20 protein-coding genes are annotated in these 21,077 nt (G+C 43.4%); 16 read left to right on the forward strand and 4 right to left on the reverse strand.

Annotation, left to right across the window (positions count from 1 at the left end):
• Nucleotides 1–9 precede the first annotated feature (9 nt).
• The gene (locus BMX84_RS06640; protein WP_091488341.1) at nt 10–708 is read left to right on the forward strand and encodes a glucosamine-6-phosphate deaminase; all 699 of its coding nucleotides are present in this window, start codon (nt 10–12) and stop codon (nt 706–708) included.
• A 35-nt stretch (nt 709–743) separates the two neighbouring features.
• Nucleotides 744–1,457 carry a GntR family transcriptional regulator gene (locus BMX84_RS06645; RefSeq protein WP_091488280.1) on the forward strand — a complete coding sequence of 238 codons (714 nt, stop codon included), beginning with the start codon at nt 744–746 and terminating at the stop codon, nt 1,455–1,457.
• 79 nt (nt 1,458–1,536) lie between these two features.
• On the opposite strand, the gene BMX84_RS06650 is transcribed toward BMX84_RS06645, so the two are convergent.
• Nucleotides 1,537–2,574 carry an LCP family protein gene (locus BMX84_RS06650; RefSeq protein WP_091488281.1) on the reverse strand — a complete coding sequence of 346 codons (1,038 nt, stop codon included), beginning with the start codon at nt 2,572–2,574 and terminating at the stop codon, nt 1,537–1,539.
• Between the two features lie 145 nt (nt 2,575–2,719).
• Between BMX84_RS06650 and BMX84_RS06655 the strand changes: the two genes are divergently transcribed.
• Complete coding sequence (locus tag BMX84_RS06655; RefSeq protein ID WP_091488343.1) at nt 2,720–3,799, forward strand: glycosyltransferase family 4 protein; 1,080 nt, start codon at nt 2,720–2,722, stop codon at nt 3,797–3,799.
• Nucleotides 3,800–3,874: 75 nt separating this feature from the next.
• Here BMX84_RS06655 and BMX84_RS06660 read toward each other — a convergent pair whose 3' ends face one another.
• On the reverse strand, nt 3,875–4,903 hold the full coding sequence (locus tag BMX84_RS06660; protein ID WP_091488283.1) for an LCP family protein: 1,029 nt from the start codon (nt 4,901–4,903) through the stop codon (nt 3,875–3,877).
• Nucleotides 4,904–5,069: 166 nt separating this feature from the next.
• Nucleotides 5,070–5,705 (reverse strand): YigZ family protein, encoded by a 636-nt coding sequence (locus BMX84_RS06665; RefSeq protein WP_091488285.1) that lies wholly within the window; start codon nt 5,703–5,705, stop codon nt 5,070–5,072.
• 104 nt (nt 5,706–5,809) lie between these two features.
• Between BMX84_RS06665 and BMX84_RS06670 the strand changes: the two genes are divergently transcribed.
• The 4 genes from BMX84_RS06670 (at nt 5,810) to hpf (ending at nt 9,550) form a co-directional block, all read left to right on the forward strand.
• Nucleotides 5,810–6,667 (forward strand): DegV family protein, encoded by an 858-nt coding sequence (locus BMX84_RS06670; protein ID WP_091488286.1) that lies wholly within the window; start codon nt 5,810–5,812, stop codon nt 6,665–6,667.
• Between the two features lie 127 nt (nt 6,668–6,794).
• Entirely contained in the window at nt 6,795–8,144 is a 1,350-nt protein-coding gene (locus BMX84_RS06675) for an ATP-dependent helicase ComFA (RefSeq protein WP_143058684.1), read from the forward strand.
• 200 nt (nt 8,145–8,344) lie between these two features.
• A complete protein-coding gene (locus tag BMX84_RS06680) occupies nt 8,345–8,833 on the forward strand; it encodes a ComF family protein (protein ID WP_091488288.1) in 489 nt (162 codons plus the stop codon).
• Nucleotides 8,834–8,983: 150 nt separating this feature from the next.
• Nucleotides 8,984–9,550 carry a ribosome hibernation-promoting factor, HPF/YfiA family gene (gene hpf, locus BMX84_RS06685; protein WP_091488290.1) on the forward strand — a complete coding sequence of 189 codons (567 nt, stop codon included), beginning with the start codon at nt 8,984–8,986 and terminating at the stop codon, nt 9,548–9,550.
• A 302-nt stretch (nt 9,551–9,852) separates the two neighbouring features.
• Here the strand turns inward: hpf and BMX84_RS06690 are convergent, their stop codons facing one another.
• A complete protein-coding gene (locus BMX84_RS06690; protein WP_091488292.1) occupies nt 9,853–10,488 on the reverse strand; it encodes a histidine phosphatase family protein in 636 nt (211 codons plus the stop codon).
• Between the two features lie 224 nt (nt 10,489–10,712).
• On the opposite strand from BMX84_RS06690, the gene secA reads away from it, so the two are divergent.
• The 9 genes from secA (at nt 10,713) to BMX84_RS06735 (ending at nt 21,044) form a co-directional block, all read left to right on the forward strand.
• A complete protein-coding gene (secA, locus tag BMX84_RS06695) occupies nt 10,713–13,175 on the forward strand; it encodes a preprotein translocase subunit SecA (protein ID WP_091488293.1) in 2,463 nt (820 codons plus the stop codon).
• Between the two features lie 67 nt (nt 13,176–13,242).
• A protein-coding gene (prfB, locus tag BMX84_RS06700; protein WP_177165494.1) for a peptide chain release factor 2 occupies nt 13,243–14,347 on the forward strand; the annotation gives its coding sequence in 2 pieces (ribosomal slippage) (nt 13,243–13,305 and nt 13,307–14,347; 1,104 coding nt in all).
• Between the two features lie 1,000 nt (nt 14,348–15,347).
• Entirely contained in the window at nt 15,348–16,034 is a 687-nt protein-coding gene (ftsE, locus tag BMX84_RS06705; protein WP_091488296.1) for a cell division ATP-binding protein FtsE, read from the forward strand.
• Entirely contained in the window at nt 16,024–16,914 is an 891-nt protein-coding gene (ftsX, locus tag BMX84_RS06710; protein WP_091488297.1) for a permease-like cell division protein FtsX, read from the forward strand. The genes ftsE and ftsX overlap by 11 nt, the downstream gene beginning before the upstream one ends.
• 68 nt (nt 16,915–16,982) lie before the next feature.
• Nucleotides 16,983–18,134 (forward strand): C40 family peptidase, encoded by a 1,152-nt coding sequence (locus tag BMX84_RS06715; protein ID WP_091488299.1) that lies wholly within the window; start codon nt 16,983–16,985, stop codon nt 18,132–18,134.
• 125 nt (nt 18,135–18,259) lie between these two features.
• Nucleotides 18,260–19,456 (forward strand): PDZ domain-containing protein, encoded by a 1,197-nt coding sequence (locus BMX84_RS06720; RefSeq protein WP_143058686.1) that lies wholly within the window; start codon nt 18,260–18,262, stop codon nt 19,454–19,456.
• A gap of 145 nt (nt 19,457–19,601) precedes the next feature.
• Nucleotides 19,602–19,895 carry an ArsR/SmtB family transcription factor gene (locus BMX84_RS06725; RefSeq protein ID WP_091488302.1) on the forward strand — a complete coding sequence of 98 codons (294 nt, stop codon included), beginning with the start codon at nt 19,602–19,604 and terminating at the stop codon, nt 19,893–19,895.
• A gap of 1 nt (nt 19,896) precedes the next feature.
• Nucleotides 19,897–20,409, forward strand: a complete 513-nt coding sequence (locus BMX84_RS12720; protein WP_246119132.1) for a heavy-metal-associated domain-containing protein — start codon at nt 19,897–19,899, stop codon at nt 20,407–20,409.
• On the forward strand, nt 20,349–21,044 hold the full coding sequence (locus BMX84_RS06735) for a cation diffusion facilitator family transporter (protein WP_246119133.1): 696 nt from the start codon (nt 20,349–20,351) through the stop codon (nt 21,042–21,044). Before BMX84_RS12720 ends, BMX84_RS06735 begins: the two co-directional genes overlap by 61 nt.
• Nucleotides 21,045–21,077: the final 33 nt, after the last annotated feature.

Here is a 21,077-nt window from a genome sequence, read left to right on the forward strand (position 1 = left end):
TCATCCAACATCAAAATCGAAGTGGTGAAAAATAAAGAAGAAGGCGGCAAAGTAGCCTACCGACTGATAAAAGAGGCCATGGAAGAAGGGGCTGAAGTTTTCGGACTGGCAACCGGCAGCACGCCGGAAATGCTTTATAAAGAACTGAGGGAAAGCGATCTGGATTTTTCAGATAAAATAGCTGTAAATTTGGATGAATATATCGGTTTAGAAGCGGATCATCCGCAAAGCTACGAACACTTTATGAAGGAACAGCTCTTCAATGACAAGCCTTTTAAAGAAACGCATATTCCCGACGGACTGGCTACTGAAGAAGATGAAAATGAACGTTACGATGAGATCCTTGAAAAAAATCCGATCGATGTACAAATTTTAGGTATCGGAACGAATGCGCACATCGGTTTCAACGAGCCGGGCACGCCATTCGATACAAAAACACATAAAATAAAACTGACTGAAGATACCATCCAGGCAAACAAACGCTACTTTGAATCTGAAGACGAGGTTCCTGACTATGCATACTCCATGGGGATAGCATCGATCATGGCCGCTAAAAAAATCATTCTGATGGCCTATGGAAAGAATAAAGCAGAAGCTATCGAAAAGACCGTGAACGGTCCTGTATCAGAAGACGTTCCTGCCAGTATCCTCCAGAAGCATCCGGATGTTGTTATTATTGTGGATGAAGAAGCTGCCAGCCAGTTATAAGCAGCCTGCTAATTCATTTTTAGGAAGGACAGACCATGTCAAAAAAAGTACCTGTATACATTGCAATGCATAATAAGCTGAGACAGAAAGTAATGTCAAATGAATGGAGCAAAGGGCAGAAGATCCCTTCTGAACGGGCACTTGCAGCTGATTTCAATGTCAGCCGCATGACAGCGAGGCAAGCAGTGAGTTCCCTGGTGGAAGAAGGACTGCTTGAAAGGAAACAGGGGGCCGGGACATTTGTAGCCTCTGACAAAGTCCGTGAAAAGCTGAGTGGTATCCCAAGTTTTACCGAAACGATCGAAAGACTGGGGAAAACGCCATCAAGTAAGCTGGTTTCTTTCTACACTAAGTATGCAAGCGAGAGTGAATCGGAGAAACTTAAAATAGGTCAGAATGAAGAAGTGCTTGTTATGGAACGCATACGCTTTGCGGATGACCAACCGATATGTTTTGAAGTGGCAACGATCCCTTATCATATCGTGAGTGATATCAATAAAGATGAACTGAAACAGCACCTCTATCAGTCTCTTTCCGATAGAGGCTACCATGTTGCCCGAGCGGAGCAGATCATATCGGCTACATGGGCATCAGAACAGGTTGCCGATATGCTGAATGTGAAACGTGAGGCTCCGATCCTCAGACTGAAACAAGTCAGCTATACTCAAGAGGAAAACCCGTTCGAATATGTCAGGGCCCAGTACGTCGGGTCACGCTATGAGTTTTTTATAGAAGCAAAAAGCAACTAAAAAATGTCACTTTTCTATCCAAGCTGGCTGGGCTGTTTTGCTCCAGTCAGATTTTTAGAGAAGTGACATTCTTTTTTATCTAGTCTTCGTCCAGCAAATCTTCCGGATTTTCTATATCTTCCGGATCGGTTCCTTCATCCAGTTCCAGATGTTCACGCAGAGTGCTGCGTGCCTCTTCCAGAGATTCATCGTAGGGATTCCAGACGTAAAGCTCCTGATTGTATCGTTCGATATACTCATAAGAAGCTTCACCTGAAAGAACGACTGATTCGATCGTATTTGCAGCCGGTCTGTAGTTTGTTGCGACTGTCATCATCTGCTGACCGGACATGTTTGTCTGAAGGTTTTGTCCGATGGCATCAAGGATGTCTGTGAAATTCGTGACTGAATTGATCGAGGCTAATTCATCGACGACCGCAGCGATCACCTCACGCTGTCGCTCTTGTCTGCCGAAATCACCTCTGGGATCCTGTTTTCTCATCCGTGCATAGCCGAGGGCTTCTTCGCCATCCAGTTCCTGTATACCTTCTTCGATAACGATAGCATCCGCGGTCTCTTCACTGTCCTGGACCGTGAACGAGAAGGGAGCATCTACAGTGATGCCGCCAACAGCATCCACCAGATCAACAAGACCTTCAAAATTCAATGTGGCATAAAACGAAATAGGGATCGTCAGGTAATCTTCTACAAAATCAATCAGCCCTTTAATGCCCACTTCAGGATAAACAGCATTGAATTTTTCCTGAGTCGTGCTATCTGGTAGAGTGATCAAGGTATCTCTGGGAATCGAGATGATTTTTGTCGATTCTTTATCAGGATTGACAGTGGCGACCATAATGGAATCTGAACGTCTCGATTCTCCTGCACCTTCTGCATCCAGACCTAAAATCAGGAAGGAGATCGGGTGGAGTTCACGCAGAGATTCATCTTGTTCACTTGTATCTCTCAACTCGTCAGGTGTCTCTTCATTGACGTCGTTTAAGAACACTCTGACTTCATTTGCGTAGTAGCCGGCGATGACGCCGATAACCAGAAAGATGAGTAGGCCTAAGCCCAAGGCTACGCCTTTTAAACGCTTTACTTTTTCTGTTTTATTTATGTGTTTGTCTGATCTCATATGGACCTCTTTTCTAAAGGGTGACTGATAGGATTTATCTTTTATAAGTTTAATCTAGTTACAGGGTAAATGCAATTGTATTTTGAAAGTTTAGAATGCTATAATGAGTGCAAAACAGCATGAAAAGAGAATGATTATGTTTGATATGTTCGTTGTACTCCTCGTAAGTATTTTTGCTATGATCACGTCCCTGATCCTTACTCCAGTCTTTACTTGGCTGGCACATAAGTGGGGTATCATAGACGATCCTGAACCTAAAGAACGAAGAATCCATGAAAAAAGAATGCCGACAATGGGTGGGATAATCATTTACCTGTCCTTTTATCTGGCGGCTTTTTTTCTGCTGCCCATCCCGGACAGTCAATTGATCCCCTTATTTATTGCATCTACGATTATTGTCATTACTGGTGTCATCGACGACATATTTGAATTGTCTCCCGTCCTTAAATTACTTGGTATTGTTTCGGCAGCAGCATTAATGTATTTTCTGGGGGATGTGGCCTTGCAGACTATGACTTTTCCTTACTTTGGGACCTTGTCATTCGGTATATTACAGCTTCCTTTAACTATTCTGTGGATCATCAGTTTTACGAATGCCATCAATTTGATCGATGGACTGGACGGTCTGGCCAGCGGGATATCTGTGATCGCTTTGACTACTATGGGGATCATTGGTTTTTTCTTCCTGACTATTGAAGAAGTTTCTGTTTCAGTCATGATTTTTATTTTAGTGGCGGCTATTGCTGGTTTCTGGCCCTATAACTTTTATCCGGCCAGTGTTTTTCTAGGAGATACGGGAGCCTTGTTTTTAGGTTTCATGATAGGCGTGTTCTCACTCCAGGGTTTGAAAAATGCCACATTGATCTCGCTGGTCCTGCCCATTATCATTATGGGGATTCCTATTACGGACACTCTGTTTGCCATGATTCGAAGAAAAGTGAATAAACAATCTATTGTCGTGGCTGATAAAAGTCATATCCATCATCGTCTTATGACCCTCGGTATGTCACACAGACAGACAGTGCTGGCCATTTACAGTGTGTCTGTTATCTTTTCGATCATAGCGCTGCTATATAATTTCTCCACGCTGCTTGGTTCTGTTCTACTTACGATCTTCGTCATCGTCGGCATCCTTCTGTTTGTGGAAATCATCGGTCTGGTAGGTGAGGACAAGCGGCCGATCCTCAATACATTAAAACGGTTTACCAAGAAGCTCAATAAGTGAACATAGTTAAAGACCTCTCGTATCGTTATCCAGACGATACGAGAGGTCTTTTATATTTGCCGATGCTGTGTGTACTTATGAGGCGGTATCATCAGATCGAGCTGAACCGGTTGAATCATTAGTCTTATTTAAAGCATTTTTCAATTCGGTTTGAATGGCCTCAAAGCTGTCTGGCTGGATACGGACAAGATCCATTCCCCGTTCAGTAAAACTCGACCATTCAAAGATGTGGGTCGAGATGGAAAAAGAATCGTTCAATCCCGTCTGAGCAATAGCAGTCATATCCTTCAAGCGCATATTCGTCTGCATATTACTTCCGACAGTTTCAGCGATGCCTGTGTACTTCGTAATCGATTCAAAATTCAGTGCTTTTCTGATGATGGCCTCAATGATCAGCTGCTGACGTTCTCCACGCTTGACGTCATTGTCGATTTTACGAGTTCTCGCAAGGGCAAGTGCTTCTTCTCCGTTCAATGTCTGATAGCCGGGCTCAAGTTTAATGGACCCCGTCTGATCATCAGAATTCATCTCATTGATAGCTACCGGAACATTCATTTCGATACCACCAAGTTCATCTATGATATCAAGAAAAGCGGCAAAATTGAAAGTCGCATAATAATGTATAGGAACATCCAGCCATTCTTCAACAGTCTGTACCATGGCGCTCTCTTCCCCGACAGCATAAGCGGAATTTATCCGGTCATAACGGAGGGTCGTTCCTTTGTTGATGATGGGAACGAAAGTATCTCTAGGAATGGAAACCATATTCATTTCGTGTGTTGTCGGATTAAGCGTCGCATAAATGATCGAATCGGCACGGGTCGAGCCAAGCTGCCGGTCTTCATTATTGTCTACTCCAAGAAACAGGAACGAAACAGGTTCGTCTATCGGATTGACTTTTTCAACGGGTTGCTGGCGCTCGATTTCTGCAAAAGAGGCGTCGATTTCATTCTCCACTGTAGCAAAAAGTCTGGCAAGATAGACAGCACCAATGAGGATCAGGGTGAAAAGCGGGATCAGGATACTTAAAATAATACGCTCTTTTCTTTTTTTCTTATAATTGTTTGTACGGGACGGATCAGACTGCTTTTTATATTTAGACACGTGAGTTACTCCTTTAAGATAAGTTGAAACACCTTGTTATTCATTACTATTATTATGGTAAATCGGACACTTGTCAATGCATGAAGACATACTGAGTGAACGATCCCGCTCTCAGGAGCCAAATCCTGATCAAGGGACCCGAGTCTTCTGCCACTTTGACTCAGGCTCATTTTTCAACAGGGACTTCGATCCAGGCTTTTGCACCAACTTGAAAGGCTGCCTGTGCGCTTGTCCATTCGATGATTTCTCTTTTGAAAATATCTGTTTTATCAGCAGGAATCAGACAATGAAAGGTAACCTCCGCAGTGTAGTCGGTTGAGTGTATGGTATAAGCTGATTCTTCCAGTCTGTTTTGAAGCTTTCCACTGACAGGATAAGAAACAGTCACTGCTACAAACTGCTGAAGCTGCTTCTCGACGATGCCGATATGGTTCAGGGCCTCACTTGTCACCTGTCCGTATGCCCGGATCAGTCCCCCGGCCCCCAGTTTCGTACCGCCGAAATAGCGAGTCACGACAGCTGTCACATTCTGAAGGCGCCTTTTTTTCAGCACTTCCAGCATCGGTACACCGGCAGTGCCACTGGGTTCTCCATCATCGGAGGCACGCTGAATATGGTTGTTTTCACCGATCAAGTAGGCTGAACAGTTATGATTGGCTTTCCAATGTTCTTTTTTCATTTCTTCGATAAAGGCCTGTGCTTCATCTTCAGATTCAGTTCGTCTAAGGGTGCAGATGAATCGGGATTTTTTTATGATCAGTTCATGAGAACCGTATTCTTTAATTGTTCGATAATTTTTCATTTTATAGTCCCTTTCAAATCGTCTTTATGTTGGTGTATAATAAGAAACATGCTATAGTGTAAAGGTGATTACCAGGTTAACTCTTTTGGAAGCGAGGTGAAAAAATGCGTATAGCTATTGTAACAGATAGTACAGCTTACTTAAACAGGGAAGAATATGAACAGGACAACGTTTATATGGTCCCTTTATCAGTTATTTTCAAAAATGAAGTCTATAAAGAAGAAGTGGATATCACATCGGATGATTTCTTTAAAATGGTGAGAGAATCAGAACAGCTTCCGACTAGTTCTCAACCGACCGTAGGGGAACTGACTACGCTTTATCAGGAACTGGAAAAAGAGTATGATGCAGTGATCAGTATCCATCTTTCCAGCCGGATTTCAGGTACGTTCCAGAACGCTTACAGTGTGGCTAAAACAATGGAAGGTCTGAATGTTTATCCTTATGATTCGGAAATGGCCGGTGCAGGTCAGGCTTTTCTAGTCAAAGCAGCTGCAAAACTGGCAAGAGAGAACCACTCAGTGAATGAGATCATTGAACAGCTGGATAAAATCAAAAAAGAAACAGCCATCTACTTTGTTGTCGATGATTTGACCAACCTGATCAAAGGCGGGCGATTGTCCCGAGTGGCAGGGGGTGTAGCAACAGCTTTGAAAATCAAGCCTGTTCTGACATTCAGAGGCGGAGAAATCATCGCCTACGATAAGATCAGAACAAAAAAGAAAGCATTGAAAAAAATCGAATCGCTGCTTGAAGAATCAGTTAGAGAAAAGGATTATCCGATCGTTGCCACGATCGTTCATGCCTATTGTGAAAATGAAGCCGAGGCTTTTAAAGAACAGATGGAAGACAAGTTTCCTGATGTCCGGTTTACATCAAGCTTTCTGGGACCCGTCGTCGGTGTACACACTGGGGAAGGTGCTGTAGGGATGTCATGGACTATGGATATCAACAGACTATAACACGCTATTATTTTATATCGATTATTAAAAGTGCCAGTTATCTGGTGCTTTTTTTTTATGAAAAAAGTCATTTTTCCTCGCGTTTGTAAATATATAGAGTAACGAATGTATTAAGGAGTGGAAAAGAATGACGAAAGAATCATTGGTTTACGGCAGAAGTCTGCTGAAAGAAGAGCTGCCGTTTTCACTGACAGATGAGAATATGGGGAAATTGATTACAAAGCCGGCCTTCATGACTGTAAAAGGTGAACGTGTGTGTGCCAGATGCTCCACTGTGTCGACCTTGACCAGAGGCTATCCCTGCACCTGCGGGGGCGTCTGTCTATATTGCCGGGAGTGCATAGGTATGGGGAAAGTGAGAGAATGCGCCAAATTATACAGCATGATCGATCCCCGTCAGTTTGTATCCTTTGATAAGCCCTGTCTCAAATGGGAAGGTCAGCTGTCAGCCCAGCAAAGTGACGCATCAGATAAGGTCATAGAAAGTATACGCAGCAGTAAAGAAACGATCCTCTGGGCCGTCGCGGGAGCCGGTAAAACGGAAATGCTCTTTCGCGGCATCCAGGAAGCTCTTGAATCCAACAAGCGTGTCTGTATAGCCTCTCCCCGAGTCGATGTCTGTCTTGAGCTGGCTCCGCGTATCCAAGAGGCCTTTCCTGATGTCCCTTTAGCTGTTTTATACGGTGGAGCAGAAGAGAGCTACGTGTATACACAGCTTGTCATTGCCACGGCACATCAGCTGTATCGGTTCGAAGCGGCTTTCGATATCCTGATCATAGATGAAGTGGATGCCTTTCCTTTTTATATGAACAAGGCTCTGCTCTTTGCAGCAGAAAAAGCCCGCCGAAACCCATCGTGTCAGATCTATTTAACGGCCACTCCAGATAAGCTCATGCAAAAGCGGATCAAAAACAAACAGATAGAGGCAGTGATCCTGCCGGCACGCTATCATGGGTTTGCCTTACCGGTACCCAAGGCTATATATCACAAGAACGATATCCTTGGTAACAGGTATGCTGAAAATACGATACTCATCCGGCATATGCTAGTGCTTATCGGACAGAAAAAGAGATTCCTCCTTTTTATTCCCACCATAGCTATGATGGAAAAGATGAGACTGATCTTTCAGAATGTATTCAAAGATGTGTCCTTTGAATGCGTTCACTCAAAAGATGACCAGCGCAAAGAAAAAGTGCTGAATATGCGTAAGGGGAAACTTGATTTTCTCGCCACCACGACCATTCTTGAACGGGGTGTGACATTTGATGATATAGATGTGATCGTGTGGTGTGCAGATCACACAGTTTATACTGAAGCTGCTTTAGTGCAGATTTCAGGGAGAGCCGGTCGTTCAAAAGAATACCCGGATGGACACGTCACTTTGTATCATCAGGGCTGGACGAAGGCGATGAAACGGGCACTCAAACAAATCAGAAGGATGAATGATCTGGCGCGCTGTCGTGGGCTGATTCAGTGAACAGGTGTCTGTGGTGCCAGGGAGCAATCGAGACATCCGTGACTTTTTCACAGATATTTTATGAAAAGCCACTTCATACCCATCTTTGCAGTGGATGCCGTCAGCTTCTGAATGTTGTGGCTGATTCAGGGAATAAATGTATCAGCTGCTGCAAACCGGCGGAAAAAGAACAGTGTCTTGATTGTCTGAGGTGGAAAAAGATGTACCCCGACTATCCGTTCAAGCACGAAAGTTTGTTTTACTATAACAGCTTTGCAAAAGAATACATGGAAAAATATAAAATCATGGGAGATTGTGAGCTTTCCCTGCTCTTTGCCTGTGAGCTGCAAGCATATTTCAAATCTAAGCTGAAGCGATCGGTTATCGTGCCGATCCCTACCAGTGAAAAGAGCCGGACAGCAAGAGGATTCAATCAGGTGGAACTGCTGCTGGAGAGTGCCGGACTACCGTATATAAAAGCATTGAGTCACATTGGTAAAGGCGAAAAACAGGCCAGGAAAAATAGGGGCGAACGGATGGAAATGACTCAGCCGTTCTCTTTGAATAGCAAGGAGATACCAGAACTTGAAGGTTACTCTGTCATACTGGTGGATGATCTCTATACAACGGGGCGGACAGTATTTCATGCGGCTGATGCTCTGAGAAGTTGTTCTCCCGGAAGCATTCAAACGTTCTCTTTGTTCAGATGATCTTAATCATTTTTATAAGTGTACTTTGATTGAGAAAGCAAACGCTATCATGTATAATTAATTTAAGCAAACATAGTAGTTTTGCTTAGAGATGGTCCTGGTCAGTGTGTTATGATCAAGACTATACTAGATTTGGAAGGGTGAAGTATTATGCTTAGATACAATGTTAGAGGAGAAAACATTGAGGTGACTCAAGCCATAAGAGAGTACGTAGAGAAGAAAGTCGGAAAGATAGAGAAATACTTTAACGATGTGCCGGAAGCCAATGCACATGTTAATCTGAAAACATACTCTGATAAAACGGCAAAAGTTGAAGTCACTATCCCACTGCCTTATGTGGTTTTACGTGCAGAGGAAACTTCCCCAGATTTATATGGAAGCGTCGACTTGGTCGTCGACAAACTGGAACGTCAAATGAGAAAATATAAAACAAAAATCAACCGTAAGAACCGTCGTTCACAAGGCGTCGACGCACCACAGCCTGTCGATAATGACTTGTGGGCTGACCTTAATATCGAAGGTGATGAAGAGGACCTAAGCGCTGCGATCGTCCGTACGAAACGTTTGAGCCTGAAACCGATGGATGCTGAAGAAGCCGTCCTGCAGATGGATATGCTTGGACATAACTTCTTTATCTTTGAAGATGCAGATACAAATGGAACAAGCATCGTCTACAAGCGTAATGACGGCAAATATGGATTGATCGAAACAGATTAGATCGTCAAGAACCTGTGGTATTTATACTGATATATGAATGGAAAGAGGGTGGGACAAAAAGTCCCACCCTCTTTCCTGCGTTTAGCTATAGTAAAATCTCCGTCCATCGGAATTGTGACTAGTTCAATGATGTCCATTCACTTAAAGTAGTCACAAAAGCCGTTTAGTGACCAGTTGATACAATGATCTGCTGCTAGGAAGTAGTTGTTATGCAACGAAATCGATCATCAGAATGTTCTCACTTTCTAACAATTTCAAAAAAAGGCCGGGAACTTTGAGCCGGCCTCTATTTTGGTCTGTATTCATTCATTTGTTTTTTCCAAGTGTTCGGTGCCGTTCCACTTTTCCAGGGTGAAATGACCGTCTTCGCGGTTCAGTATGGTGATGCTGGTGTTATTGAGCGGTGGAAATGACCGGTAATTTTCCACACCTTTTCCCAGTAGAGAAAGCACTGTGCACATGATCAGGATACTGTGCCCCACAAAGAGGATATCTTCTTCGGGATACTCAGCAATAGCGTCCTGTATCGTTTTTCTACCTCTAGCTGTCAGCTGTTCATAGGTCTCACCACTGATCGTTTTTGGATCATATAATTCCGGCTGTTTCCTCAAGTGATGGAAAAGTGTAGGATACTGTTTCTCAATGTCTGGAATCAGTAAGCCTTCCCAGTCGCCATACTTCATTTCTTTAAAGTCCTCAACGAAATCTATGGTATAAGATAATGTGAATTCTTTTGTGATCAGTTCAGCTGTTTGTACAGTACGCTCCTGGGGACTGACAATGACATGTCTGATGCCTTCAGTATTCAAGAATTCACCTGTCTTTCCAGCATCTTTCCGGCTTTCTTCCAGTAAAGGAGAATCGATGCCTCCTCCTTGAACATAATTCCCCTGATTCAACTCTGTTTTTCCATGTCTGACAAAAAATAAGCGCTGCATAACTCGTCTCCTTAGTATTATTATAGGTCAATTTTAACATAGATAAGCCATCATTTGAAAACCCTTTCCCTCTATTGTCTGCAGGACACAGGAGTTCTATTAACTTCGGGTATATATGTATTAAGAGGTCTTTTATTTGCCCTTTAATAATGGTATGATAATACAGTATGAGAAATTCGAGAAGTATAGTAGTAGAAATGAAACAATAGAGGAGATTTACATTCATGGCTCACTTATTAAAGAGGATATTTGAAAACGATAAAAAAGTATTGAAAAGATATGGTAGAATCGCCGATAAAATCGAAGCATTAGGCAGTGAAATGGAAGCTTTGACGGACGATGAGTTGAAAGCTAAAACAGAAGCATTTAAAAAGCGCTATGCTGAAGGGGAAACACTTGACGACCTGCTTGTTGAAGCCTTTGCTACAGTGAGAGAAGCTGCACGCCGTGTGCTGGGACTTTATCCATTCAGAGTACAGCTTATGGGTGGCATCTCCTTACATGAAGGCAATATTTCCGAGATGAAAACAGGTGAGGGAAAGACCCTGACAGCCACGATGCCTGTTTACCTGAATGCCATCGCCGGTGAAGGTGCACACGTCGTCACGGTCAATGATTACCTGGCCACACGTGACGCGGAAGAGATGGGCGAACTTTACAGATGGATGGGACTGACTGTTGGTCTGAACCTTAACGCCAAGACGTCTGCCGAGAAAAGAGAAGCTTACCTGTGTGACATTACCTATTCAACGAATAATGAACTTGGGTTTGATTATCTAAGAGACAACATGGTTGTATATAAAGAACAAATGGTTCAGCGTCCCTTGAACTTTGCGATCCTGGATGAGGTCGACTCTATCCTGATCGATGAAGCCCGTACACCGCTGATCATCTCAGGACAAGCCAATAAATCCACGTCTTTCTATACACGCTGTGATTTCTTTGTCAAAGGACTGAAAGAAGAAGAAGACTATACGATCGATCTGTCATCTAAATCGATCTCCTTGACAGAAGAAGGTATCGAAAAGGCTGAGCGTACTTTCCACGTACCGAACTTGTATGATATCGGCAACCAGGCTCTTGTGCATCACCTGGACCAGTCGCTGCGTGCCAACTACATTATGCTGCGCGATATCGATTATGTTGTCGACGATAATGCAGTTAAAATCGTTGACCAGTTTACCGGTCGTATCATGGAAGGCCGCCGCTATTCAGATGGACTGCATCAGGCGATCGAAGCGAAAGAAAACGTCGAGATCCAGAAAGAATCCAAGACGATGGCAACGATCACCTTCCAGAACTATTTCCGTATGTATAAAAAACTGTCCGGGATGACGGGTACAGCTAAAACGGAAGAAGAAGAATTTAGAGAAATCTACAACATGAACGTTATTGCTATTCCAACGAACCGTCCACTGATCCGTGATGACCGTGATGATCTGCTTTATCCAACGCTTGAAAGCAAGTTCAACGCTGTGGTATCGGACATCAAAGAACGTCATGCCAAAGGCCAGCCTATTCTTGTAGGTACAGTAGCTGTCGAGACTTCTGAACTGATCAGTGATTTGTTGAAAAAAGAAGGCATTCCTCATGAAGTGCTGAATGCGAAAAATAATTTCCGTGAAGCAGAAATCGTCGTTAACGCCGGGCAGCCTGGAGCTGTAACGATCGCTACCAACATGGCCGGACGTGGTACAGATATTAAATTGGGCCCTGGTGTGAAAGAACTGGGTGGTCTGGCAGTTATCGGTACAGAACGTCACGAATCCCGTCGTATCGATAATCAGTTGAGGGGACGATCCGGTCGACAGGGAGATCCTGGTGTTTCTCAGTTCTATCTATCACTTGAAGATGATCTGATGAAACGTTTTGGTTCCGAACGTATCCGAATGGTTCTTGAGCAGCTGAAAATCGCTGAAGATGATGCTGTCATCCAAAGCCGTATGATCAGTCGCCAAGTGGAATCTGCCCAGAAACGTGTTGAGGGTAACAACTATGATACCCGTCGTAACGTTCTGAAATATGATGACGTCATGCGTGAACAGCGTGAAGTGATTTATTCTCAGCGTCAGGAAGTTATCATGGAGACAGAATCACTGAACTACGTGACCGTGCCTATGATCAAGCGTACAATCCAGCGTTATGTTCAGCTGAATACACAGCAGGAAGATTCGTCTAAATGGAATCTGGACCATATCGAAGACTTTGCGCACACGACACTTGTGCATCCGGAAGACTTGAGCGTGGAAGATCTGAAAGGCAAGTCTGCTGACCAGATCGAAAAACTGCTCGTTGATCTATCACTGGCCAATTACGAGGAAAAAACATCTCAGTTAAATGGGAAAGAACAGGTTCTTGAATTTGAAAAAGTTGTCGTTCTGCGTGTCGTTGACAGAAAATGGACAGATCATATCGACCAGATGGATCAGTTGAGACAGGGGATCGGCCTGCGTTCGTATGGCCAGTTCAACCCGCTGACTGAATACCAGCAGGAAGGCTTCACACTGTTTGAGGAAATGATCGGGGAAATCGAACACGATGTTACCCGTCTGCTGATGAAATCTCAGATCAGACAAAACCTTCAGCGCGAACAAGCTACACCAAGCTCGGATAAAAAACAAGTGAAACGCAAGTCGGAAAAACCAACATTTTCTCATGACGAAAAGACACATACACGCATGGGATAATAAAAACCTGGAAAAGGAACGGATAGCTTATCTGTTCCTTTTCCGCTATGTAAAATGGAGGGTCAATATGGAAATAAGTGAAATGACAAATAAATTAAATGAAGCCAGAACAAAAGTTGAAGACTTTAGGGGGTCTCTTTGACTTAGAAAAACTGGAAACAGACATAGCTGAATTCGATCATATGATGGCTGACCCCACTTTCTGGGACAATCAGGAAAAGGCTCAGAAAATCATTCAAGAAGCCAACGAAAAAAAAGATGTCTATCAGACGTTCAATAAGATGGAAGAAATCATTGAAGAGACGTCTATTCTGTTGGATATGCTGCGGGATGAAGATGATGAAGACGTCCGCTCTGAGATCGAATCGAATTTAACAGAGCTTGACCAGACGATCAATCAGTTTGAATTGGACTTACTCTTGAGTGAACCCTATGATAAAAATAATGCGATCGTAGAACTGCATCCGGGAGCCGGCGGGACGGAATCGCAGGACTGGGGTGAAATGCTCTACCGTATGTATACACGCTGGATAGAAAAGAGAGGCTTCTCATATGAAGTTTTGGATTATCAGAGCGGAGACGAAGCGGGCATCAAGAGTGTGACGATACTGGTCAAAGGGATGAATGCCTATGGATTATTGAAGGCAGAAAAAGGTGTTCACCGTCTGGTTCGTATCTCGCCTTTTGATTCAAGTGGAAGACGCCACACCTCATTTGTCTCCATCGATGTGATCCCTGAAATCAACGATGAGATCGACATTGAAATAAATCCTGACGATATCCGTGTCGACACATTCCGTGCAAGTGGCGCCGGTGGACAGCATGTCAACAAGACAGACTCCGCCGTACGTATCACACACAAAGAGACGGGATTCGTCACTTCCAGTCAGGCTGGCCGTTCACAAACTGCGAATAAAGAGCAGGCAATGAACATGATGAAAGCCAAGCTTTATCAAAAGGAAATGGAAGAGAAAGAACAGGAAATGGCTGAGATCAGAGGCGAACAGAAAGAAATCGGCTGGGGTTCTCAAATCAGATCTTATGTCTTTCATCCTTATTCTATGGTCAAGGACCATCGGACAGATGAAGAGACAGGGAATGTGGATGCAGTCATGGACGGGGATATCGATCCATTCATCGATGCCTATTTAAGACTCACGATGAACCGATAGTAGCTGAACTAGTTTAGAGTGAACTTCAAGGAAAGAAATAAGCTTAGTACTATATGCTTTTATAAAATGTCGAAAGAGGTTGGGACAAAAAGCCCCAGCCTCTTTCCCATGTAGAGATTAAAATCACTAAATTAAAGTGAAGCGGGTCATGCCATTTTCTTTATCCGTCACTGGTACTGGATAAATGTAAGTATTTCACAGACAGAACAGGGATGGCACAAGTTATTGAGTGTAAGGAGATAGAAACATGTCACTAAACCGGGATTAGAACAAGTTTTTGAATGCAAAGTAGCAGAAACATGTCACTAAACGGGTATTAGAACAAGTATTTGAATGCAAAGTAGCAGAAACGTGTCACTAAACGGGTATTAGAACAAGTATTTGAATGCAAAGTGGCAGAAACGTGTCACTAAACGGGGATTAGAACAAGTATTTGAATGCAAAGTAGAAGAAACATGTCACTAAACCGGGATTAGAACATGTTTTTGAATGCAATGAGACAGAAACATGTCACTAAACTCGCATGAGAGCAAATCACCTGAACCACATCATAAACAGTATAAGTCGACCGGTGGTTACTGGGGTCTTTGAACCGTTCAGGGAAAAATAAAACTATAGCTCCTCATCTTTTTGAGAAACAAATCACATTCTGTCACATTTCAGACATAGACAAAGGGTCTGTGCGGGGTCTTGTAATATTCAAAAAAAGCCTCTATATCGTGACTTTGCTGTAATCATCAAAATATGTATAGGCCATACAGCCTGTTCTTATAACAATTTGAGCATCAGATAGAAGTTTATCAGCAAATTGACCATATATTGATTTCAACGACTCGAATGATTTTATGTCTCTTGCATTGAAATAGAATTGTAATTTTATTAAAACAGACACACGGCAAAATGATGATATACTAAGTAAGGTTATAAAAAGCAAGTGAAACGCATTATAGATTGCTTACCAGAATGAAATAAAATAAAAAATAGATAGGTGATATATTTAATGATAGAGATGAAAAATGTCTATAAAAAATATCCTAATGGCATTACAGCTATTAATGGGTTGGACGTCACGATCGACCAGGGCGAATTTGTTTATGTCGTTGGTCCAAGTGGTGCAGGGAAATCGACCTTTATTAAAATGATCTACCGTGAAGAACTGCCAACTAAAGGAACAGTTAAAGTCGGCGAATTTGATTTGATGAATTTAAAGAATAAAAAAATCCCTTTCCTGAGAAGACACGTCGGCGTGGTTTTCCAGGATTTCAAACTGCTGCCGCGTTTGACGGTATATGAAAACGTGGCATATGCCATGCAGGTCGTGAACAGAAATCCAAAGCAGATCCAGAAAAGATCACTTGAAGTTCTGGACTTAGTCGGCTTGAAGCATAAAGCCCGCATGTTTCCTAATGAACTTTCCGGCGGGGAACAGCAGCGTGTAGCTATAGCCCGAGCGATCGCCAATATGCCGCGTGTCCTCATTGCTGATGAACCGACAGGTAACCTGGATCCGGAAACGGCTTGGGGCATCATGGACCTGCTTGAAGAAATCAATAATCAGGGAACAACGATCATTATGGCCACACACAACAGCGAAATCGTTAACCGCGTGAGACACCGTGTCTTGGCTGTTGAAAATGGACGCATAGCCCGTGACCAGGAAAGAGGGGAGTACGGTTATGAAAATTAGAACCGCAGGAAGACATATAAAAGAATCATTTAAAAGTATCATTCGTAATGGATGGATGACGTTTGCCGCTGTCAGTGCCGTAGCGATCACATTATTGCTTGTAGGCAGCCTGATCGCACTCTTGATGAACGTGAATAAATTAGCTTCAGATGTAGAAGAAGACGTAAGCGTCAGAGTTTATGTGGCAACAGGAACAGAAGAAGAAGAACGTGAAGCTCTAAGAAGCGAACTCGAAGGAATCGACAATGTTGATACGATCGAGTATTCCAGCAGGGAAGATGAGCTGGATAATGTTATGGGCAGTTATGGTGAGGAGTTCGGCCTTTTTGAAGGAGACGACAACCCACTGCACGATGTCTTCATCCTGAATACGACAGAACCGGAATTAACGTCAGAAGTTGCGGAAGAAGCTGCAGCGATCGGTCCAGTTGTAGACGATGTCAACTATGGCGGCGCAGAAGCCGATCGACTTTTTGAAATTATGGAAACCGTGAGAAATATTGGAGCAGTTATCATTATCGCACTGATCTTTACCGCCATATTCCTGATCTCAAACACGATCCGCATCACGATCTTTTCTAGAAGAACAGAAATCGAGATCATGAAACTTGTGGGTGCAACAAACTGGTTTATCAGATGGCCGTTCCTTATTGAAGGTGCGCTTATCGGATTCGTAGGAGCCTTGATTCCGGTATCGATCATTTCATATCTATATTTAAGCGGATTTGATACATTGATGGGTTATCTATCCGGGACTTACTTCGGTCTGCTTCCACCTAACCCATTCCTGATTCAGATTGTCGCCTTGCTTTTAACTATCGGCGTGGTCATAGGAAGTATCGGTTCATCATTATCTATACGAAAATTTTTGAAAGTTTAACAAAAAAGAGGGACATATTCCCTCTTTCATACATATAAAAGACATTAGCAGAGAAGAGGAACGCAGTCGTGGGAAAGAAAACAGTATTGAAGTGGGTCATGATAAGTATCACAGGTTTGATTATATTAGGGGTATCTCCAGAGTCGATTGAAGCAACACCTTCTGAAGCGGATCATTCAGAAAAAATAACGGAACTGAAAGCCCGTGAAGAAGATGCACAGGACGAGCTGGTATCCATCATTTCAGTCATTGAAGAAACAGAAGCAGAGGCTGAAAAGCTAGTTGATGTTATGGAAGAAACGAGCCGGGAACTCGAAAAGACACAAGAAGAGATTTCGGTCCTGACCAATCAAATCAATCAGAGAGAAAGTAAGTTAGATGCTCAAGTAAGGTCGGTACAAGTATCAGGCCGGTCATCAGAAATATTGAACTTTCTAATCGAAGCGGAATCCCTGTCAGATATACTGGCACGACTAGGTGTGGTCAATACCTTGTTTTCTGCTAACCATGAGGTAATGACCAGCCAGATCGAAGATCAGGAAGAAGTCAGAAAAAAAGAACAGCAAATGATTGAGAATCAGGAGAAACAGACACTGCTGGCTGCAGAACTGGAAACAAAAAAAGCAGAACTAGATGAGAAACGACTGGAACAGGAAAGTCTAGTGGCTGCTATTGCCGCTGAGAAGTCAGAGGTCGAAGAAGAACGAGCCGCTTATCTTGCACAGCAGCGAAGAAGTGAGCGTCGTTTACAGGATATTCAGACAGCCCGTACGTCAGCACGCTCGGCTGAACCCGTGACTGTTTCCGTTTCAGGTGGGAAAGATGAAACAGTGTCACCCTCGTCAAGCCAGAACAGTACGCCTGCATCAGGTTCTATAGTGACTGCTGCGCATAGTCTGACTGGTGTACGTTATTCTTATGGCGGCTCTTCAACTTCCGGTTTTGACTGTTCCGGCTTTACTCAGTTTGCCCTTCGTCAAGCCGGTAAAAGTATTCCGCGAACGGCAGCTGCTCAGTTTGGCGCGAGCCGACGCCTAGCCCAGTCAGAGGCCAGACCCGGCGACTTGATCTTTTTCAATCAGTCAGGATCCATCGATCATGTCGGTATCTATTTAGGTGGCGGCAAATTCATTGGGGCACAGACATCAACGGGTGTAGCTGTTGCTTCATTCACGTCAGGATACTGGTCACGCTATGTGGCCGGGTTTGGACGTCCTTAAATTAAAAGAGTAACTCCTTACGTGAAGCGACCGTTCTCACATAAGGAGTTTTTTTCTATAAGCACAGTAAGTTGCCTCTTAATATGATAAAATAAGATTAATAATGAGTCGAAGGGATGAAAGTTATGACACTGTTTCAAAATAGTTTACTTGCACTTTTAGTATTTGTACTGCAGCCGACGTTTATAATCGGTGTTGTATTAGCCATTTTAGCCAAAACCAGACGATTTAAATATTCCAGAAGCAAGCTGCGAACAACGATATATAAAGACAATTTTGAAATCAAACGATTCCTTACCTGGGGACTCGTTCCCGGAGTCATACTTTCCCTGTTTTCCATTTTCATCGGCATGCCGGTAACGATCGACTGGATGATTATTTACCAGATCGTGACCATCCTCTTTCTAGGGCTGGGCTACCGGTTCATCCATCCTATTTTCACATTCAGTGCCTCAGGATTAACTGTCCTGATTTTAAATATGTTTGTTACTGATGCCTCATTGTTCGGGCAGATATTGGACCGATGGAACAGCCCAATCGTAAGCCAGACTGCCATGAGTTACGGGAGTGTTCAGATTATTTATCTGTTTGCTGTCTTAATTCTTATCAGTACGATCGGAGTGCTCTATAAAGGAAATATGAAGCAGTTCGTTCCAAGATTCTTGAAAACGAAAAGAGGGAAACTGGTTGCCCGCTACCGTATGACACCGTTATGGCTGATGCCTTTAGCCGTGGTTGTCCCAGGCGATACCTTTACCGCTCTTTTCGAATGGTGGCCAGTTTTTTCTATTGGAAGTCAGACCTATTCATTTCTACTTATACCGGTGCTCCTAGGGTTCAGGTACACCGTTCAGGCACAGCTTCCATCTGAAGCGAAACAGGCCTTGATAAAAGATTTTGCCATACTCAGTGTACTGAGTGCTGTTCTTTTTGCTTTGACCTTCTGGATTGAAGAACTGAGCGCTGTAGGATTGAGCATCCTTTTGGTCGGGGGGATATACGTGCTGTACAGACACAGACAGCGTGAAAGGAAATGGGCCTTTAAATTCGGTCCTGATCCGGCCGGTCTCAGAGTCGTTGCAGTAAGACCGAACAGTCCAGCAGAAAGAATGTCGCTGGAAATCGGCGATGTACTGGTAGAATCCAATCAGATGTCCTTGTCAACAGTTGAGGATTTTACGGAGTCTTTATTCAATAACCGCTCCTATAGCAAACTCAAAGTGAAACGCCTCGATGGTGAACTAGTCATCACCGAAACGCCTATTTACGAGGAAGATTCTCATGACTTGGGGCTTGTTACACTTGAAGACATTCAGTACTAATATACAAGAGGTGCCTCAGGTACAATCACTGGAAGAACTATTCTTTCCTGCTGATTTCGCCTGAGGCTTTTATTATAGACAAAGGTGTGGTATTATCGACACATCAACATATGAACATAAGTACATATAAAAGGAGAGGAACCGTATGATCGATAAAGAAACTCTGGAGAATGCATCGCTTTTATTTAAAGCATTAAGTGATTCGACGCGCTTAACGATCATTTATCAGCTTTCACTATCAGAGATGAATGTGAATACGATAGCCCGGACACTTCATATGGAGCAGTCGACTGTTTCCCATCAACTGAAGATATTAAAATCGGCGCGACTGGTGAAATCTCGCCGAGAAGGCAAAACACGTATTTATTCTATCAGTGACGAACATGTGCAGGAACTGATCAGTCAAGTAACGTCTCATGTTCAGGAAAAGAGGGATTAGAATGACAGAATACACATTGAATGGTCTCCATTGCAGTAACTGCTCAGATGACCTGGAAAAGAAACTGAATCAGTTCGCGGGGAGTTCAGAAGTGACGATCGATTACGACACGAGCAGGTTGACTGTAGATGAAACAGATGCTGATATGGAGCAGATAAAGAAAGTGCTGGAATTTGAGAAAATCACCCTGAAACCTTTGGAGAAGGGGGATGAGGAAAGTCATAGTGAACATTCCAATCATCATGGTCACCATCACGGACATCAGCATGGTATGGGATCGATGATGAATCAGGAATCATCAAAGAAAATGCTGATCGTCTTTGGAGTGAATCTGGCTTTTTCGGCTCTCGAGTTCATTTTCGGTTTTCTTTTCAATAGTATCGCCATCATGACTGATGCAGTTCATGACTGGGGGATGCTCTATCTATCGGACTGGCCACGTACTTTGAAAGAATATCTACCAAAGAAACAAATGACCAGTACAGTTTCGGCCATCAGCGTTTTTCCCTATTAGGCGCTTTAGTGACGGCGGTCACCCTGCTCGGCGGCTCGGCTGTTATCCTCGTTACAGCGGTGCCGAGACTTCTCGATCCCGTAGAAGTGAATCATGAAGGCATGTTCTGGCTCTCGCTTTTCGCTATCGCTGCTAACGGGTTCTCTGCCTGGTTGATGAGCCGGGGCGACTCACATAACGAATCTCTCCTCAACCTTCATATGATGGAAGATGTACTAGGCTGGATAGGGGTATTAGCAGTGAGTATTGTTTTGTACTATACAGACTGGTATATTTTGGATCCAATCCTGTCTATCGCGATCGCCTCATTTATCATCTATAAAACCTGGCCGCTGTTCAGAGAAACGATTGAAATTTTTCTGGAAGCCACGCCAAAAGAATTATCAAGAGAAAAAATCGAGGAGGCGATCCTTTCCATCAAAGGTGTAACGAATGTCTCGCATCTGCATGTCTGGTCCATAGACGGCAAAGAACATGCGATGACTGTGACGGTGAGTACTTCCCTGGAAGGAATGGAAGATATAGAAACGATCAAGGATAAGATCAGAGACAATCTTTCAGATTATGCTGTGCATCATTCCACTATAGAGGTCGTCTATGATCCTGGAAAGACACTGATGAAAAGTAAAAGTTGAAAACAGGAAGTGAAGTCTGATAGTATAAGGTAA

It is taken from the genome of Alkalibacterium putridalgicola, assembly GCF_900109825.1.
Classification (GTDB): Bacteria; Bacillota; Bacilli; order Lactobacillales; family Carnobacteriaceae_A; genus Alkalibacterium; species Alkalibacterium putridalgicola.